Source organism: Haloterrigena alkaliphila (assembly GCF_017352155.2).
Classification (GTDB): domain Archaea; phylum Halobacteriota; class Halobacteria; order Halobacteriales; family Natrialbaceae; genus Haloterrigena; species Haloterrigena alkaliphila.
On the sequence record NZ_CP071462.1, the window covers coordinates 1,900,489 to 1,919,331 of the forward strand.

An 18,843-nucleotide genomic window follows, 5' to 3' on the forward strand; every position below is an offset into this window, starting at 1 on the left:
GCCAGATCAAACCATGAGTAAGCAACGAGAACCAGTATCTGTCGACCATCCACTCGACCAACTCACTGCCGAGGAAATCGAAACCGCTGCCGACATCTTCGAGGCGGAAACGGATCTCGGCAGCGAGATCCAGTACCACAACATCACGCTCGAAGAGCCGCCCAAGGCCGTCGTTAAGGAGTTCGAACCCGGAGACACGTTCGATCGAAAGGCGGCGATCGTCGCGAGGGAGGACGGCGAGACGTACGAGGGGACCGTTTCGCTTACCGAGAACACCGTCCTCGAGTACGAGCACCTGCCCGAGGCCCAGCCCGCGGTGATGCCCGAAGAGATCGAGGAGGCCCGCGAGGTCGTCAAGAACGATCCCGAGTGGCGGGAGGCGGCGGCCAAGCGCGGCGTCGAGAACTTCGACCACGTCATGGTCGACCCCTGGGCGGCCAGCGGGTTCGAACCGGAGGAACACAAGGGGAAACGCCTCTGTCGAGCGATCTCGTGGATCCGAACGAGCGAGAACGATAACGGGCGGGCACGGCCAATCGAGGGCCTGTTCGCGTTCGTCGACCTCGACGAAATGGAAGTCGTCGAGATCGAGGACAACGGCGTTCCCCATCCGGACAGTCCGCTCCCGCCCGAGGACGCGGACTACCGGGCCGACAGGGTCGAAACCCGGGACGACTACGAGCACCTGGACGTCGTTCAGCCGGACGGCCCCAGCTGGGAGGTCGACGGAAACAAAGTCGAGTGGCTCGACTGGGAAATGCACGTCGACTGGACCGCCCGCGAGGGGCTCGTCTTCCACGACGTCAAATTCGACGACGGCGACGAATCGCGCCGTGTTCTCCACCGCGCGTCCGCCTGTGAGATGGCCGTGCCGTACGGCGATCCAGATCCGAACCACTCTTGGAAGAACGCCTTCGACATCGGCGAGTACCACGTCGGTCGAATGGCCAACCGGCTGACCGAGGGCTGTGACTGCCTCGGCGTCATGAAGTACTTCGACGTCGAAATGAACACGATCGAGGGCGAGGCTGAAACCCTCGAGAGCGCGATATGTATGCACGAGGAGGACGACGGAATCCTCTGGAAACACACCGATGAGCGCAAACCCCACACCGAGGTTCGCCGCCGCCGCCGCCTCGTCATCTCCTTTATCGCGACGGTGTACAACTACGACTACGGGTTCTACTGGTACTTCTACCCCGACGGCAGTATCGAGGCCGAGGTCCGACTGACCGGCATCGACTCGAATGGGGTCGTTCCGGCCGACGAGACCGCCGAAGACACGTACGGCCAGTACGCGCTCGTTGCGCCGCAGGTGAAAGCGCCCATCCACCAGCACTTCTTCAACTTCCGACTGGACTTCGACATCGACGACAGCCCGATGCGTGCCTACGAGGTCCACAACGAACCAACGGGCAGCGAGCGCAACCGGAAGAACGCCTTCCGGGCGAAGGAGACGTTACTGGAGCGTGAGAACGAGGCGCGTCAGGACATCGATCCGCTCCGCGGACGCTACTGGCGGATCGCCAGCAGCGAGACCGAAAACTCCTACGGGCGCAGCTGCGGCTACAAACTCGAGCCCCACACCAACGTCTCCGCACCGATGAAACCGACCTCAAGTTACATGGAACGGTCGGGATTCATCCAGAACAACTTCTGGGTGACGCCGTACGACGAGGACGAACGGTTCGCTGCGGGTGACTATCCGAACCTCAACGACGACACGGTGGGGCTTCCGGAATGGACGGAACAGGATCGATCGCTCGTCGACGAAGACCTCGTGGTCTGGTACACGCAGGGGGTCAATCACGTTCCGAGCGCGGAAGACTGGCCGATCCTGCCGGTCGAAATCGCTAGCTTCCATCTCAAACCCGAGGGATTCCTCGACAGCAACCCGTCGATCTCGCTCCCGCCTGAACCGTGTCACACCGAGTACGACATCACTAGCCCTGACGGCGACTGTTCGTCCGGTGACGGCTGCTCGTCCGCCGACGACTGAGGGCACGGGATCGTCATCGCAATCGATCGCTCTCCGCATCCGAAGGCCATTTTTACTGTTCGTCGTTTCGTCTATCGAGCGACCGCCGTGTGGCGTTCTCGACGCGCTCCCTTGGCGACAACTGTCGAGTGGTAACGGAGTTCCTTGCCCTTCTCTCTCAGTTGCTCATACAACATGCTACTGCTTTCGTTCACATTTCGTCCCATCAGACGGGAGGTGTTGCAATGATCGAACCGGCGATGCTGGCGCGCGTCGACCTAGCGCTGTTCTTCGGGATCGGCGTTCTCGGCGGCGCCCATTGTATCGGAATGTGTGGCCCAGTCGTCTCGATGTACGACGACGCGCGGTCGCGCGGGCCCTCGAGCGGCCGGCTCTCGACACGGGCGATATATCAACATAGTCTGTTCAACATCGGCCGAACGACGGGTTATGCGACACTCGGCGGGCTGTTCGGAGCGCTAGGTAGCGTCCTCTATCTGACGATGGAGACACTGCTATCAGTTACGAATGCGATCCGCGGGTCGGTCGGCGTCGTCCTCGGTGTGCTCATCATCTGCCATGGAATCGGTTCCGTGGTCGGCCGGCATGGAAGCGTCCTTCACAAGCTTCCGATCCCGGGACTTTCGATAGATCGGCTCGTGAACGATGCCTCGAATCGACTCGGTCGCATCGCCGACGGGCCGGGTATCGTCGGTCTGGGTCTGGTTCACGGCCTCGTTCCGTGCCCGATGCTGTATGCGGCGTTCGTCTACGTATTCGCTGTCGGTTCTCCCACGGTCGGCATCGCTGCGCTCGCCGCGTTCGGTCTCGGGACCGTCCCGGCGGTCTTTCTCTACGGAACCGCGCTCGGCTCACTCGATCCGATCCGGAGGGCCCGACTGCACCGCGTCCTCGGCGTCGCGTTCGTTATCCTCGGCTACGTGCTGTTCGCACACGGGGTAATGGCGCTCGGCGTCCATCTCCCTCACCCGCAATTGCCACATTATTCACCTACTGAGCTGCAGGGCGGAGGCCACCAGTAACGGTTGAGGTGTAAGGCGAGATAATTCGTAGGTTGACTTACTATTGTCTTACCGATTACCGAGTCGTTGACGAGGCCCTTCTCGGTTCTGAAGGATCGATTTTCGAGGTAGCAAACCAGATTGACCCAGATGTCATCACGCTTGGACACGACCAGCCCTTCGACGTTGACGAACTCGAAACGACGCTCGCTGAACATGGGCACCCTGATATCCGTGTCGTTCGAATTAGTGCGTTCGAACCAGAGGAAGATGACCTGATAGTTTCGTCGAGCAGTATAAAGGAGAGACTCCGGCGGACTCGATCGGGATAATCGGAGGCTGATACAACCGTTCGTAGAGAAGTGACTAAGAGTCAATCCATAAGTAACTGGATTAACCTTCATTCATTGAGGTCTTCTTCAGACACACGTTGACGAGGAATACCTGCACACTACAGATGCTTATCGACCGTCGAGGGTTCTACCAGGTCAAGGAGATGTTCCGATAGCCGTGCGAGATACAGGCTACCCAACCCTTCAGGGTGGGCAGCTCACAGCCTCACCGACGTCAGCGTTGAGGACACGCGACTGCAAGGCGTCGCTATCGGGCTCCTTAACTTGGGTCTGGCTCAGTTCTGGATTTGACCAAGCAGATCCTGTCAGAGACGCCGTATAGTATCGCACTGATAAATTCCCGTGGGCGGATCCCTGCGGTTGCACCGCAGGGTTGGCCCGTGGTAGCCCCGTCCTAGTCCTTGATCCCGATGTACTTCTGACACTCACACAACGCATGTTCGAACGAGGACATCGAAGGTTGAAGTCGAAATCAGTCGTCGAGAATAGATTACTCAGCCGTGTCGTCTTCATGACTGATTGCTTCAATGGTGTCTCGGGCGGTTTCTGCGTCGTACGCAAAGAAGACGCATTTCGCATATTCCTGGGCTACTTCTGTGGCGTGAATGAGGTTGTCTGTCTCGATGTTCACTGCATAGAGTTCAATACTAACCGGATTGTCGACACGTGTCTGAAACCCGGAGGCGATGATCTCGAGCCAGTATGTGGTCGAGTACGACAAGTCGTAGAGTGGAACCACGAATTCATCTACGTAGGGTGTAATGGCGTCAACGTTGATCCCCGTTCGTTTGTAGAGGTGGCCGGGATACGGGTCGGGATAGAGCGTCAGATACACGCGACCAGGAATGTGTTCTACCGCTGTTTCGACAAAGTCCGTTATAATGCTCGAACGCCACTTGAACCAGTCGTCGTATGAGCTTTCAGCAAACTTCTCCTGACAAACATCGCAGAGACAGTATTCGCGTCGTGGGAAGCCAATATCATCGAGACGAACATCCGGATTGACGCTAGCGACATCATCGATGGTTTCGATCAGCTGCTCCTGGTATTGGTCTCGACTCGGACAGATATAGTCCCAATCGAAGTAACTGCGGTCACGAGTCGCTAACTCGTTGGCGTCGTTTACGGGAACCAGCGACGGGTCCGCCTCAGCCGCTTTGTTGTCCCCGAAGCAAGATATCATGTTCGTACCCGATGCGACTGGATTGGTTGTCCGACCGGTCACGTCCTTTACTTCATAAAAGCCGTAATCGAATTCCGGCCACATGAGCTCATCCTCATTCCTCGTGACGACACCGTACATAACCGAACTTGTTGCCCCAGCAAGATAACTGTTCAGTCTGTTGTTCCTAGACCATCATGGGACAAGACATTTCAGTAATAACTTAATTCCTAGTTGTAAAAACACCCCTCAATTGATATCTACACGTTAGCTCTAACGAGCGGTAATGCAGGTAGTTGGTTCGCGATCTTGTTTTTCATGTTATTTTGCCAATCTCGAGTAACTATCTCACAAAGAAATATTTATTTTTAGGAAGTAATTATTGAGACAATTTTCCGAGACCGGCGAATGAAGAACTCATTGTAGAAATCCCGATCAGCCAGGAGAAGAGCGCTCTCAAAGGGGTAGGTGGTGAGACGGTTGATAATGCACTCGACCGCGTCAACTTCCTTCTCGTCGCTGCGGACATACGTCATCGCCAGTGGGACTGGTTTTCCCTTCGAGACGAGGCTCGCCGTACAGTAACGGTAATACGTCGTCGTCCTGTCTTGGGCTCTCATTCGACAGAGTTTACCGTTCTAGTTTGCGTGAGTACCGTGGTAGGAGTTATCGACGAATCAATGGTATCGATCCTCGACCGGTCACGGCCGAGGATCGTCATCGCTAACCGCATGAGTAGGAAATTCGCGTCGGATTCAAACCTTTCTCGATTGAGGGTGTTGCCAGTCCATGATGGTATCGTCACTGGAAGCTTGATCATTCTCCTTACGTCTCCCAGACGGAGGTCTAGTTAAATGTTGCAAGGATGTCAATAGCCCCTGGTCGGGACTGAGGGGCGAGCCCTCGGCCCCAAGCCTTGGGAGTTGGCTAATAACGTCTCCTGCTACATCTTTCATGCCCGTGTCTGAAAGAACACCGTCTGGTTAGGGAAAATTGATCTAATTCACTTGATTTACCATTTCCCTCATTAGGGCAATACTTTAGCTTCGACTCTCAGATCGATTGGGAAGTACCGGTAGTAGAGGTGTGGTTCTTCGGTCGCTACCAGTCACAGATGAGGATATCATATTTTTGGGCAGCCCTGCTATATAGAATACGTTAAGGAGTTATACATAATTCTGAATGCTTCTCCCATTGTTTCTGTTCACCCTTTATTCCAAGATAATATTCGGGGAATAGAGATCATGCTGCCTTGTTGAATGCGAGACTGTATTGGGGTAGGTTAATTACTCATAGTTCCAGAGCATCAAAGACAGGTTCTCGCAGTCAGAAAGGTTTTTTAGGAAACCAGTGTAAATAGAAGATATGGCCACCGATGAGGCGGAAGAATACTGGATTCGTACCTCTATAGATGATCTACAGAGTGCTTTATTATTAGGAGATAACTCTACCGACGTCTCTAAGAAGCTTCTCGAAATGATGAATACTTATGCACCGATATGGCGGGAAGTGTATATAATAGACGAAAAGTCAGATGATTCGATCACATCTACTATTCAGTCTGGCGATTCATCTGTATCTCACAATATTAGCTGGATAGATTCCTTCGATAATATGGGAACCAAAGGTGTATTCGAAGAATTAAGATTAGAAATAGAGAGTATTCAAGCACCATCTCACATTGATACCGTTTTCTTTGTTAATGCAACTACTATAGAAAAGTACCTCTCACGTTACGAGATTACAGAGATTATCGAACAGATCCAATCCATGTCTGATTTCACCTACATTTATGCTGATTTGAATGAGTTATCACAAAATTCACTTGATTATTTAACGTCAACAGTAGACCAAGTTGCGACCTATAATAGTTCGACCAACGCTTGGGACAAAAGCATTTCTGACGTGGAGGATATATCCTGATGATTTAATTTATATTTACTAGTTATCTCGTGATAGGATTGGATTGCATTCAGACAAGCTGATTCCATGCGAAAGGAATGCTCTCCACCACTCATCGGTAATTTTTACTTTAGTTATATTAATATAATTCGGATGGGGGGATAGTTCATCGTCTTCAGGGGCCTCCATCCGAAGACTGCGATATCGAGAATCAGCTGTGAGTCGAGTGCAGTGTATACCCAAGACCAGTTTCCGTGGATTTTGACAACCTCATTAATAGCGATCTCCGAGAGCTTCGTCTTTGGCGGATCTGGTACGCTGTCAGCGGATGTACCTAGTGCCAGATTGCTTGTGAGAGCAGTTAATATCGAGCAAGCGAAGAGTCACTTGTATCTCTCAAAGCGAACAACCAGTCTGTGACGACGGATGTCGAACACCTTGATGGGCGTTGTCGTCCGTTCTCGCTCCAAATATTCATCAATTCCGCCACTCAGCACTCCCTGAGCAGATCTGCAAGTAGCCTGCCAAATTATCTCTACGACTTAACAGTTTCTCAAACTGTGAAACTAGACGATGCCTTCTAAAGAGATTGATGCCCTAGAAATATGATCAAGATATTTTGAACCATTGATACATTTCAAGGTATTCCCTCCTTCATTTCACTTCATAGGCGAAAATCGGCCGATTCTTTGAACTAGTATTGTGATTTCAGCATCATATCTTGATGGAAATTCCTCTTAAACGCTGGCCCGCATAGATACTAGCGAAGAATTTAGTGCTGATGAGAGTGTAGGATCACTTGAGGAACTCGAATCAGATCTCGACTTCCGACTTTGTAAGGAGATGAGCAGTCCATTCACTCCCACGCGGACCAAGTGAAACCGAAAAACGTCGAGACGGTACTCTCGAAACTGGACGTCAACGGCGGGCTGACTGTAGAGTAACGCTACATCGTCGAGTTCTTCGCAGAAGCCTGGGGTCGGAACTGCTCGAACTACCGACCCGAAGTCTCAGAGAGGCCGGGTCTACGACAAGTGGTCGATTATTCAGGCAGCAGTCCACCTGTTTGACCCGTCAGCCAACGCCGGCACGAGGACATTCGACCAGACTGCACGTGTGACCAAGTCGCCGGAGGGTCCGCCCACCACGACTGGACTCGAAAACGATTGAGAACCAGAATAAAGGACTACCTCTGGCGTCCGACCACCGCGTTCCGACCGGTCGGAGTCCCCAACATATTTGTTAACGGGTGACGCAGACGTCCTTGTACAATCTGATTTGGGATAACGTAAAGAGGATTGTCTGCGTGATAGAGGAAAACAATGATCGATGGAACACTAATTGTGATCGGAAGAGAGACGGGAGAGTCAAACAAGACGATAGAGACACACGTTGGCCGACTGCGGGAGCGGGATATCGCAAACACGGTTCGGGCTGAACGGTTCGATGAAACCCAGAACCCCGCGATTGACGGTGATGGTCGGACTGACGACAACGACGAGGAAGTGTTCGTCGTGCCGATGAGTCTGGTGGAGACAAACGAAACGAGAACGACGGTTCCCAGAGTGGCGAGCGCAATCAGCGACGCGGCCTGTCTCTGTGGGCCGATCGGTCAGAATCCGGCGATCACAGACGCTATAGCCGACCGAGCCGCCGAACAACTCGAACCTGGTCCCGACGTGTCTCTCGTCTTGGTTGGCCTCGGCAGCAGCTCAATGCCCCACGAGCGGTTGACAATTGAGTATCACGAACGCCGACTCCGCGACCAGACCGGCTACGGGGAGGTCACGTCCGCATATCTGGTGCAAGACCCTGCCGTCGAGTGCGCCCGCTACAATGCCACTAACGACCGGATCGTGGTAGTCCCCGTCTTCATCACCCCCTCCACTACGACCGAAGAGGAGATTCCGGCGAAACTCGAACTTGACCGCGACGACGTCAAGTACACCGACCCTCTCGGAACCCATCCGCGAGTCACCGACGCGATTCACTCGGAAGTAGCGAAACAGCATGTGCTCCAGATCTGCGTTGACGGCTCTGGATCTCCGCCTGTCGGTCCCTTGAACGAATCCACCGGTCCCGCCGCGAATGAGGGCATGGGATCGTCCCGCTAATATATGGCCGAGTCGACTGCCAAGCGGACCGCCGGTCACGAGGCAACTGAGGGTCCTAGCCCCAGCGATGGGTGTCATGCCCAGCCACAGCAAGCACACCAGCAGGAGCAGGTAGCGAAGCCAGAAGTTCGGCATCGAAACGCTGATCGACCCGGAGATCTGGCTGGTCTTATCGATCCAAGTGTCATGGTGGACGGCGCTTACAATGCCTATTGAAACGCCGATCAGCACCGAAACGACCGTCGCCGACAGCGCAAGTTCGAGTATTCGGCACCTGTGCGAGTATCAGTGAGGCCACGGGTTCGGATTGGTATTTTGATATTCCGAGATTTCCTCGGGATCGCATCGGTGAGCCACGAGACATACTGATTACGAAAGGGATTGTCCAGCCTAGGTTCAGCGCGGAAGGCTGTGACTCAAACGCCGACGGGAGACTCTGCCGTTGCTCTCTGAGGACGGTGTACGCCGGATCACCTGGTGTGTGAAACACGAACCCGACGTAATCAGCGCGACTTCGACCATTACGACGGAGAACGATTCAAACCGAGGAGAAGAACACGTAGCATTTAGTGTCGGAAGTGAACTGGCAACCGTATCTGAGCGTACTCTAGCAAGTGATAGTCGTGATGTCGAGATCATGCAACCGAGTTTTTCGAACCGCCCGATCGGCTATAGGCGACCAATGTTGTGAATCGCCGATTATCGTCCAATTAGCAATGAGCAGCCCAGAAATACAATCATACTTTTCCTATTAAAAATTGACTTGTAAAGGTTTACGTTACTTGATGTCCTCTCCGCCCAGTGTGAAAGCGACCGCGCTCGCACACCCGATCCAAGGGCTCATCAAGTATCACGGACTGCGGGACGAATCACGCAACATTCCCTATCACGACTCCATTTCGATGTGCACGGCTCCCTCGAAGACGGAGACAACCGTCGAGTTCGGCCACTACGAGAACACCTGTTTCGTCAATGGTGAGGAGATCGACCGGGAGGGGTACGAGCGGGTGATGACTGTTCTCGACCGCGTGAGACGGCTGGCCGGGTTCGAACAGGGCGCTCGCGTCGAGTCTCACAATACCTTCGCGTCCAACGTGGGGTTGGGCGCGTCTGCGTCCGCGTTCGCGGCGCTCGCGGTCGCGGCGGCCGACGCTGCCGATCTCGACTTGGACCGCGGGGAGCTGTCCGTCCTCGCCCGCCACGGTGCGCCCTCCGCAGCGCGGAGCGTCACAGGCGGGTTCTCCCAGCTCCGGACGAATACGACTGATGCGGAGTGTGCCGCAGAGCGAATCGCCGCGCCATTCGAGGAGGACATTCGGACGGTCGTCGGCCTGGTCCCGGAATTCAAACACACGTCACACGCCCACGAGGAGGCCCCGGACTCGCATCTATTCGACGGACGGCTAGCCTACATCCACGACGCGCTCGCGGACATGCAGCAATCGATCCGTGACGGAGACTTCGAGACAACCTTCAAACTTGCCGAGCGCGACTCACTGAGCCTTCTTGCAGTCACCATGACAGGGCCAGAGAACTGGTTTTACTGGCGGCCGGAAACGGTCCGTCTCCGCGACATCGCAACACACCTTCGGGAGGAGGAGGGGCTCCCGGTGTACTTCTCCTCGGACACTGGTGCGACGGCATACCTGAACACGACTTCCGCACACGCGGACCGTGTCGCGGCGGAAGTCGAGGCACTCGGCCTTGAATCCCGAATCTGGAGCGTCGGTGGCCCAGCAAAGGTCATCGACGACCACCTGTTCTGAAATGTAGTGCTACGATGTCAACTATACCTGACCCCGTGGATTGGTTGCCAGCTGACAACTCAAGGACGATGCCATACCAGTCACCTCTCAGCGGCTGATTGTCGGTCGTTCTACAGAACTGCCATCGGGTTTGTCGTGAGTATCCAGAATCAGGTCCCGGTTGTTGTAGTTCGATACCGGCCTGTGTAGTCTCCACACGCCGTCGTAACGGTCGGACAGGTGCCAATCCGACGGGGATTGTGCCTCGCCCCGTCAACTTGGATTCCCAAGGTCGCCGGCGTTCTCGCCGAACTCTCGCGCAAGACTGTCGACACCTCGTCCAGACGTTCAAGTACCACTCGTTGCACGGCTGAATCGCGATCCTTGTTCTGTCTCCGCTGAAGAGTCCGAGGCCGGACATCTCGGTGATGAAGACCGATGACCAGAGGACGTTACGCTCCTGTAGCCACCCGACCGGACCGATGCCTACCTGCTGACCTATGATTACGAGGACAGGGTCGACGCGCTCAATGCGTTCGCCGAGCGCGTCGCAGACGGCGACCGCGAGACAGCAGTTCTCATGGGCGACCCATGTAAATCGAGCGACCAATCTGTTGGAAAGTCTAGGACGTCGTTGAAAGGCTAATCCGGGTCATTCCGGACATCTCTTGACTTCAACCCGCCGCCATACGCGCGCGGACGCCAATAGAAGAGCCGTCATTCGTCACGCTGATAAGAACGGTGCCATCAGCGCCGGCCTGGACTGACTCTGCCCTAGAGGGGACTGTATCGATTGGGATACTGGTAGGTGTACACGGAATAGATCGCGAACCGCCTGTCGTCTCCGCGTGGCGCGACGTCAGGCGAGTGGACCAGTACAGTTTGGACGCCGTTGACGGGAACGTTGTCAACGTTGACTCGCTCCTTAAGCACAGCTGTCTAGACAGTCGAGGTAGTCTTTCGTTGTCGGACGTTCTTTTAACACTCATACGCTGATATCTCACTCTACGGTACTTTACGTCAGTCGTTTTCGAGTCCGCTGGTCATCTGTGGGCCGTTGGGATCGTCTTTCATACGGACGGTCCCGTCGAGCAGCGTCGTGCCGGCGTCGGCTGACGGGTCAAATAGGTGGACTGCTGCCTGAATAGTCGACCACTCGTCGTAGACCGCGGCCTCCTTGAGGCTCCGGGTCGGCGGGGCGAGTAGCTCTGAAACCATCGCATCGGCGAACGACTCGACGATGTAGCGTTGCTCTTCGGTCAGCCCGCCATTGGCATCCAGTTTCGAGAGTGCTGTCTCGAGATTTTTTGATTTGACGCGGTCGGCGTGGGAGTGAATGGAACTGATCACTTCTTCGACGTGGCATTGCTTGAACTGCTCGTGTAAGCGATCGCACTCTCGGTCGACGATGGCTTCGACCTCTTGGGCGGCCCGCCGACGGCGCAGTTGCGTCTCGTTGATCACCGCTTTGAGGTCGGCAAGGTCCCGACTCACCCAGCCGGTGTTGGCCGTGGTACCAGGTGCAACGTCTCGGGGCTGGGCGATATCGACGATCACGCCTTCTTGGGCCGGCTCAGTGTGCTCGGAGTCGACGACGTAGTCGTCGGCGCAGGTCGCCGTTACGACGACGTCGGCCTCGTCAAGGGCGGCCGGGAGCGCATCAAGTTCGATTACGTCCGTCGCCACGGTTTCCAGTCCCGAAGTGAGCTCTTTTGCGCGGGAGTACGTCCGGTTGGCGACAATCAGCCGCTCCGCGTCCGTGTCGTCGACCGTTCGGCCCACGTCCGTTCCCATGGATCCGGCGCCGACCAGAAGCACGGTCGAACCGGATAGATCTGTTTCACGGGCCGCAAGTTTGATCGCTACGTTGCTGATCGAGTGTACTCCCTCGCTGATCGCCGTCTCCGTTCGGGCGTCCTGTCCAACGTGGATAGCTTTCATTACCGCCGTATCGAGCAGTGGGCCGAGCGTTCCCGCCTCTCGGGCAGCCTGGTAGGCGTCCTGCATCTGACCGAGGATCTCTTCCTCGCCGAGGATCATCGATTCGAGGCCAGCCGCGACTCGGAGCAAGTGACGCAGGCTCTCCTCGTGGCCCGTCGTGACGACGGCGTCGTCACTGACGTGTGACGCGAACGTGCGTAGGACGTCGTGGCCGGTACACTGCTCATCGGTGGCGACGTATATTTCGGCCCGGTGGCAAGTATGGAGAATGAATGCCTCGGACACGGTATTGTTTTCGACAAGCCGTTCTGCGATCTCGGTCTCCGTTCCGAAAGACAACGACTCAATGTCGTCGATGTCCGCTACCTTGTGTGTGACCCGAAGACCAGAGATAGTGTCGAACTTCATCACCGAATCACCGCGCCAACCCCTTCTTTACAGTCTGCTGAACATACGAGCGACACCAGGTGATGACTCTCTCGAACGGACGATCCAGCGAGTGGCGCTCGTCGCTCACAGCGCATACTATACAAATATAGTTGGTGAACTTAAAATTTGGTTGTATACCTTCGCGCGGAGCCACCGGTCTTGGGAGTATCGCCAGTAGTGATTGGTCCAACCTCGTGGTTAAAGAGTGGTTGTACTAACGCCAATAGCATGGTGATGAGTTGAACGTTCGACCGTTCGAACCCCTTGAGGTTCCTGTTCGCGGGCGGAATCACCAAGACCGCCGGAATCAAAGGGATCAGTGCCGCCGGGACGAACCCCGACGTGATGGTCCACACGCCGAGCATAGACATGGAGATCGTCTGGTACGGGAAGCCCGTCAGTACGCCAGTCGTGCCGGTCAGTCCGTCGGGGTGTCCGACGCTGGCCGTGATCACGCGAGCCGTCCGGGATCTCGTGCCGTTCGAGACGCTCGTTGTTAATGCTGGTCTCACCAAGCAGACGGCTGCACCGTCGCTGACTCTCAGTGGAACACCGTGTGGGGACATACGAGCGAACGACCCCGGGGTGAACGCACAGGAAATCGTCGACGAGGCCCGAAGTTTCGGCGCGTCACTCCCCGACGAAGAGGTCATCATCGGCGAAACCATCCCTGGTGGGACGACGATTGCACTGGGTGTGCTCACCGCGCTGGGCGAGCAAGTCAGCGTTTCTTCTTCGCTGCCTGAAAATCCGCTCACACTCAAACGGGACGTTGTCGACAGAGCCCTGGCTGTGAATATCATGGCACCTGGGGACGCCGCGGGCGACCCAATACGGGGGTCCGTCGGACCCGAGATCCCGTCCTCGCCGCAGTATGAAGTCTCACGCTCGGACTGTCCGAGAGCGGAACCGACGTGATACTTGCCGGAGGAACGCAAATGGTCGCTGAGGCGGCGGCGCACGCCACGCAGGCCTCACGGACGAATTCTCACTGGTTACGATGTCGTCCGTCGCCAATGACGGTAGTGCGAACATCGAGGAAGCACCAGCGTTCCTCAACCTCGATCTGACCGTGACCGATCCCGGGTTCAAGGACACCGACCACCCGTCGATGGAAGCCTACGTCGCCAGGGAGGCGAAAGAGGGGGCCGGGATGGGCGGTGGCCTCGCACTTGCAGCTCACGATGGTATCTCGATGGCCGATATTAGGGGTTCGATCGTCGAACGCTACGCGGTCTTCTCGAAAAGACGGATAACCCAGTTGAGAGGGGGGCGGACGGACAGGAAAAGCCTTCATGAAGGGTTTCGTGATCAGTTGTACGAACTCGGGCGTCGGGAAGACAGTCTTGACGCTGACGGTCTGCCCTCTAGGCGTCTGGACACACCGTTCAACCAGTGAAAGCCGGCACGGACTTCATAGACCCCAGCCATCATGAGGCTATCGTTAGCGCGCCATCCCCAACACTCGACCTGTGGCCCGAAGGGAGGGGCTGCGGCGGAACTACCACTGTGGCGAAGGTGACATCTGTTTCGTTAAGGGCGTGGTGGGACTGTATGACGGGGACAGCTACAGTATCGCGATGGTTGCCGAAGCCCTCGACCTCCCCGTAGTGCTCGTGGTCGACGCGAAGACCGGCATTGAGGTGTGGCTGCGACGATCCTAGGCTTAGAGAAGTATGCGGCCGAGATCGGTCGTGATATCGAGGTAGCGGGTATCATTGCACAGCACGCCAACGGCGGTCGCCATGCGGACGGTATTCGCGACGACGCTCTCAACTAGACGGCATTTATCGGCCGGAGACTGCCGCGGTCGAAACTAAAGATTCCCGATTGGCACCTCGGACTACACATGGGTCAGGAAGCATCGCTCTCGGATGATGTCCTCGCCAAAGCCGCCGAACACGTCGATGCCGGCCGACTGTACGAGGCCGGACGCGAGTCACCGGCGGCCCCAACTCACTACGCGCCATCGACAACGGACGCGCGCATTGCAATGGTACGCGACGCCGCGTTCCGTTTTACCTAATCCCGTATCATGTGAAGCCGATCGCGTACCTCTGTGTCGGTTACCCTGAGGACGAATTCCTGGAGGTACTGGTCCTCTAACGGGAGGGATGGCGCGACCGTATCGACAGTACCGAACTCATCCATCACGAGAAATGGGACCCCGCCAAAACGCCAACAAACGGATGCGAGACAAATTCTATGACGAACGACCGAACGCCACCAAGAAAGCAGTCTCTCGAATACTCAGTAGCTGACAAGTCTGGTATTGTGTGTTTGAACAGGCCGGAGGCAGACAAATGGGCGGTACAATCGGCGGGTGCCTAACTGACACTGATTAGATACCGTCGACATGTCGTTTAATGCAGCCCTCGAGGCTCATCAACGGGTTAACAAGAATTTGATATATTGAAACATCATTGAGGCTGCTGACGATTCGATGTCTCGACTAAAATCTCGGGCATAGGTTTTTACAGCACACCGTTAATTTCCATCTATGGCCAATTCACAACTCCAGGTGCAGAACTGGAACGCGTTCATCGAACAATGGAATGAGCAGTTCCTCGAGGCCCTCGAAGATAACATGGTGGCTCAGTCTCAGTTCGTCGAGAGTTGGACCGAAGCCGTCGGCGAATTCAGCGAGGACTCCGGGATCTCCCACGGCGTCGAGGGCTACGCCCGCGCCTACGAGAGGTGGATGAACGCCTCCCACCAGATGGTCGAGCGGATGAACGACCAACTCGAGGGAGAGGACGTCGACGTCGAGGAGTTCCGTGATATCTGGCTCAATACTGCTAACGAGGCATTCAAAGACGTCATGTCGACGACCGCGTTCGCCGAGATGGTCGGTGAGACCGTCGGCGATGTCCTCGAATTTCAGCAACAGGCCGACGAGGCCTCCCAGCAGATGCTCCGGTCGCTTGGCTTCACCACCAAGGATGATGTCGTCGAAATCGGTGACCGACTGGTCGAAGTCGAACGCCGCCAACACGCCGTCGAACAGAAATGCGATCGAATTCTCGATCACCTAGAAGACAAGCAATGAAGAACCCCTATGCAACCGTTCTGGACTTGCAACGGCAGGCCTGGGAGGCGACCGCTGACTTTGCTGAGAAGGCGCGGGTCGCCCCCGAGCGCACTGAAATCATCGAGAACATTGACGTCGGGCAGACGCCCAGCGAAGTCGTCTACGAGGAGAACAAGCTTGAACTCCTCCACTATGAGCCGATAACAGACGAGCAACACGACATCCCCATCCTCATCGTCTACGCGCTGATCAACAAGCCGTACATCCTTGACCTTCAGCCGGACCGCTCCGTGGTCCAGACGTTGCTTGAGGCCGGCTTCGACGTCTATCTCATCGACTGGGGTGAACCCTCGAAGCTTGACAGTTCAATTGGACTTAATGATTACGTCAATCGGTATATTGATAACTGCGTCGATGTCGTTCGTGAGCGCTCCGGTGAGGACTCGATCAACATTCTTGGCTACTGCATGGGCGGGACGATGACAGCCATGTATACCTCACTTCACCGTGAGAAGGTCAATAACCTCGCCTTGATGGCCGCTGGCCTCTGCTTCGATGGGGATGGTGGCATCCTCGAACTCTGGGGCACAGAGGAGTACTACGACCCTGAAACGGTCACCGAAACATTCGATAACGTCCCTGCAGAGTTCCTCGATGTCGGCTTCGCGCTGATGGATCCGGTTGTGAACAACATCACAAAGTACGTCCAATTTTACGATAATATGGAGGACGAAGACTTTGTCAAAAACTTCGCCCGCATGGAACGGTGGCTTGACGAGGGAATCGACGTCGCCGGTAAGGCCTATGAGGAGTTCATCCGTGACATCTACCAAGAGAACAAACTCTACGAGAACAATCTCTTCCTGAACGGCGAGCATGTTGACATCGGAAACATCGATATGCCCGTCCTCCAAATTGTCGCCGAGCACGATCACCTCATCCCGCCGGAGGCCTCCAAGCCGTTTAACAATGTGATCCCAGCTGAAGATACCGAGATACTCGAATTTGCGACGGGCCACATCGGGATGTCAGTCTCCTCACGGAGTCATGAGGAACTCTGGCCACAGGTTTCCGAGTGGTTCGAAGAGCGCTTAGATGATACGGACGTGGAAACCGAGTCGAAAATACCTTAGAACAAGGGGGCAGACGCTGCCCCTGCAGAGGGCGTCTCCAACGATGAGTCAAAGCCGACGATTTCTCGAACGGTGGATCAAACGTCGAGATAAGTACTGTGGCTACTACTGATACTTTACTTAACGCTGAGACGAGCGACCTACATAGCGAGATTGTTCAGATGAGGAAACCGCTAAACACAGAATAGTCTATTCTTCCTCAGCCCAACTAAATAAATCACGTAACTGCTCGCCGACTTCCTCTATTTCATGATTCTTCTCAGCCTTCCGAAGTTGATTATAACTGGGACGACCGGCTTGGTTCTCCAAGATCCACTCACGCGCGAATTCACCATTCTGTATTTCCTCCAGAGTCTCTTCCATATTCTCACGAACCTTTTCGTCAATAATATCGTCACCGCGAGTCATGCCGCCATATTCGGCTGTGTAGGAGACTGAGTCCCACATACCATTGAGTCCGTCTTCGTATATTAGGTCGACAATGAGCTTCATTTCGTTGAGACACTCAAAGTAGGCCATCTCTGGGCTATATCCATTGTCAACGAGCGTCTCGTACCCTGCCTTGATGAGAGCTGTGACACCGCCACACAGAACGGCCTGTTCTCCGAACAGATCAGACTCCACTTCCTCTTGGAACGTAGTTTCGATAACGCCTGCACGGGTGCAGCCAATTGCTTTTGCGTAGGCGAGCGCCTCATCAGTAGCTTCGCCGGTCATGTCTTGATAAATTGCAAGCAAACCAGGTGTTCCCTCGTCGTTATTGTAGTTTCGGCGAACAAGGTGGCCTGGACTCTTGGGCGCGACCATCGTCACGTTGATATCTTCTGACGGCTGGATCTGGTTATAGTGGATGTTAAGCCCATGGGCGAACTGCAGCGTATCGCCTGCCTCGAGGTTGGGTTCGATGGCGTTCTCGTAGACGGTCGGCTGGACCGTGTCAGGGACAAGAACGGAGACGTAAGATGCCTTTGCGACCGCGTCAGCGGGCGTCTTGACCGTGAGACCGTCGGATTCGGCGGCATCACGTGAGGATGATCCTTCATGCAGGCCGACGACAACGTCAACCCCACTATCGTGGAGGTTCTGCGCATGCGCGTGCCCTTGACTGCCATAGCCGAGCACGGCCACAGTGTCGTTAAGCGTTGACACATCTGCGTCATCGTCGTAATAGATCTCGGTCGTAAATTCGTTTTCCATTGATGGTAATTATATATGTTGCTGGCTGTCGTTATATCTGTTCTCGAATTGTTCTGTAGCACAGCCCGTTCTCTTCCGATCAGCAATCTGACCCAAAGTTGACAAGTTCATTTGTATTGTGAACATATTGCGTTTGAACCCGAGGGATAACTATCTATATAAAAGTGGCGCTGTGCTTGACGGCCCATACTGACGTGTATTGGTTCGGGTGAAAATGATATCAGTCATCATCTTGATTGTGAATGGATCACACAAACACAACTACATTTCAAACAAATCTGATTCTAAGTTCTGTATTGACAATCCATCCGACCCGAATACTTCATCTGCCTTAATATAATTTAAATTAACCTCTCCGCTAATAGTCATACCCTCAACCAAAGCTTTATCGTCCACTTGAAGATAACCTGAGACAATCACTTTTTCTGCCCTTAATACGCCTGAAATCCGAAGTGATCCTGAAACAGTTATGGATGGCGAAAGAACGTCCCCCTCTACCACTACACTTCCCGAAATATCCAGAGAGGTAGCTTGGATGTTCTGATCCACACTTAGTGCTCCGACGACACTAAGATTTCTACAATTGATTTTGTCCATGTTTCTGTTACCAGTTATTTCCATATCATCATCCATACTCTAAGTAGTGTGTCAAACCCTAAGAAGATGAACGTTAGTACTGTGTATTTCAAACCGAAATAATGGAATGGGCGCTCTCAATATTTTAATTTAATATGATATATTATTTCATTAATATAGTTAATACTTGGAGAGGAAGGCTAGTGCCCGAAAGCACCCAATGGTTTCGACCAAAAATACTGTCCGAAAATCTATAGTAT

Annotated in this window: 11 protein-coding genes and 4 pseudogenes; 10 read left to right on the forward strand and 5 right to left on the reverse strand. The window is 54.7% G+C overall.

All coding sequences use genetic code 11. The features are described from left to right. Positions 1-13 precede the first annotated feature (13 nt). A complete protein-coding gene (locus J0X25_RS28090) occupies positions 14-1,999 on the forward strand; it encodes a primary-amine oxidase (protein ID WP_207290824.1) in 1,986 nt (661 codons plus the stop codon). A gap of 227 nt (positions 2,000-2,226) precedes the next feature. Beyond that, entirely contained in the window at positions 2,227-3,021 is a 795-nt protein-coding gene (locus J0X25_RS28095; RefSeq protein WP_207290882.1) for a sulfite exporter TauE/SafE family protein, read from the forward strand. Between the two features lie 822 nt (positions 3,022-3,843). Here J0X25_RS28095 and J0X25_RS28100 read toward each other — a convergent pair. Beyond that, positions 3,844-4,656: a hypothetical protein gene (locus tag J0X25_RS28100; protein ID WP_207290825.1), complete on the reverse strand. Its 813-nt coding sequence runs from the start codon at positions 4,654-4,656 to the stop codon at positions 3,844-3,846. A 1,224-nt stretch (positions 4,657-5,880) separates the two neighbouring features. Here J0X25_RS28100 and J0X25_RS28110 point away from each other — a divergent pair. Continuing rightward, positions 5,881-6,438, forward strand: coding sequence for a hypothetical protein (locus J0X25_RS28110; RefSeq protein ID WP_207290826.1), 558 nt, complete (start codon positions 5,881-5,883; stop codon positions 6,436-6,438). Positions 6,439-6,599: 161 nt separating this feature from the next. On the opposite strand, the pseudogene J0X25_RS28115 reads toward J0X25_RS28110, so the two are convergent. Beyond that, positions 6,600-6,925: pseudogene (locus tag J0X25_RS28115) on the reverse strand (transposase domain-containing protein); the annotation flags it as partial. A gap of 814 nt (positions 6,926-7,739) precedes the next feature. Here J0X25_RS28115 and J0X25_RS28120 point away from each other — a divergent pair. Next, positions 7,740-8,531: a CbiX/SirB N-terminal domain-containing protein gene (locus J0X25_RS28120; protein ID WP_207290827.1), complete on the forward strand. Its 792-nt coding sequence runs from the start codon at positions 7,740-7,742 to the stop codon at positions 8,529-8,531. Positions 8,532-9,334: 803 nt separating this feature from the next. Next, a complete protein-coding gene (locus J0X25_RS28125) occupies positions 9,335-10,297 on the forward strand; it encodes a GHMP family kinase ATP-binding protein (RefSeq protein WP_207290828.1) in 963 nt (320 codons plus the stop codon). A gap of 999 nt (positions 10,298-11,296) precedes the next feature. On the opposite strand, the gene hemA is transcribed toward J0X25_RS28125, so the two are convergent. Next, the gene (gene hemA, locus J0X25_RS28130) at positions 11,297-12,625 is read right to left on the reverse strand and encodes a glutamyl-tRNA reductase (protein ID WP_207287172.1); all 1,329 of its coding nucleotides are present in this window, start codon (positions 12,623-12,625) and stop codon (positions 11,297-11,299) included. 285 nt (positions 12,626-12,910) lie between these two features. On the opposite strand from hemA, the gene J0X25_RS28135 reads away from it, so the two are divergent. The 5 genes and pseudogenes from J0X25_RS28135 to phaC form a co-directional block, all read left to right on the forward strand. Beyond that, a complete protein-coding gene (locus J0X25_RS28135; RefSeq protein WP_207287173.1) occupies positions 12,911-13,564 on the forward strand; it encodes a nicotinate-nucleotide--dimethylbenzimidazole phosphoribosyltransferase family protein in 654 nt (217 codons plus the stop codon). A gap of 377 nt (positions 13,565-13,941) precedes the next feature. Beyond that, positions 13,942-14,666: pseudogene (locus J0X25_RS28140) on the forward strand (nucleotide-binding protein); the annotation flags it as partial. Between the two features lie 5 nt (positions 14,667-14,671). Beyond that, positions 14,672-14,812 (forward strand): annotated as a pseudogene (locus tag J0X25_RS39910) (5,6-dimethylbenzimidazole synthase); the annotation flags it as partial. Between the two features lie 334 nt (positions 14,813-15,146). Then, complete coding sequence (locus J0X25_RS28145) at positions 15,147-15,695, forward strand: poly(R)-hydroxyalkanoic acid synthase subunit PhaE (RefSeq protein ID WP_207287177.1); 549 nt, start codon at positions 15,147-15,149, stop codon at positions 15,693-15,695. Beyond that, positions 15,692-16,962: pseudogene (phaC, locus tag J0X25_RS28150) on the forward strand (class III poly(R)-hydroxyalkanoic acid synthase subunit PhaC); the annotation flags it as partial. The gene J0X25_RS28145 and the pseudogene phaC, both read left to right, overlap by 4 nt. 37 nt (positions 16,963-16,999) lie before the next feature. Here the strand turns inward: phaC and ilvC are convergent. Then, the gene (ilvC, locus tag J0X25_RS28155) at positions 17,000-18,007 is read right to left on the reverse strand and encodes a ketol-acid reductoisomerase (protein WP_207287178.1); all 1,008 of its coding nucleotides are present in this window, start codon (positions 18,005-18,007) and stop codon (positions 17,000-17,002) included. A 261-nt stretch (positions 18,008-18,268) separates the two neighbouring features. Beyond that, a complete protein-coding gene (locus J0X25_RS28160) occupies positions 18,269-18,640 on the reverse strand; it encodes a hypothetical protein (RefSeq protein WP_207287179.1) in 372 nt (123 codons plus the stop codon). Between the last annotated feature and the right edge of the window lie 203 nt (positions 18,641-18,843).

Coding starts and splice junctions, on each gene's coding strand:
- J0X25_RS28145 (WP_207287177.1), top strand. CDS start 15,147: ATGGCCAATTCACAACTCCAGGTGCAGAACTGGAACGCGTTCATCGAA.
- J0X25_RS28160 (WP_207287179.1), bottom strand. CDS start 18,640: ATGGATGATGATATGGAAATAACTGGTAACAGAAACATGGACAAAATC.
- hemA (WP_207287172.1), bottom strand. CDS start 12,625: ATGAAGTTCGACACTATCTCTGGTCTTCGGGTCACACACAAGGTAGCG.
- J0X25_RS28120 (WP_207290827.1), top strand. CDS start 7,740: ATGATCGATGGAACACTAATTGTGATCGGAAGAGAGACGGGAGAGTCA.
- J0X25_RS28100 (WP_207290825.1), bottom strand. CDS start 4,656: ATGTACGGTGTCGTCACGAGGAATGAGGATGAGCTCATGTGGCCGGAA.
- ilvC (WP_207287178.1), bottom strand. CDS start 18,007: ATGGAAAACGAATTTACGACCGAGATCTATTACGACGATGACGCAGAT.
- J0X25_RS28110 (WP_207290826.1), top strand. CDS start 5,881: ATGGCCACCGATGAGGCGGAAGAATACTGGATTCGTACCTCTATAGAT.
- J0X25_RS28090 (WP_207290824.1), top strand. CDS start 14: ATGAGTAAGCAACGAGAACCAGTATCTGTCGACCATCCACTCGACCAA.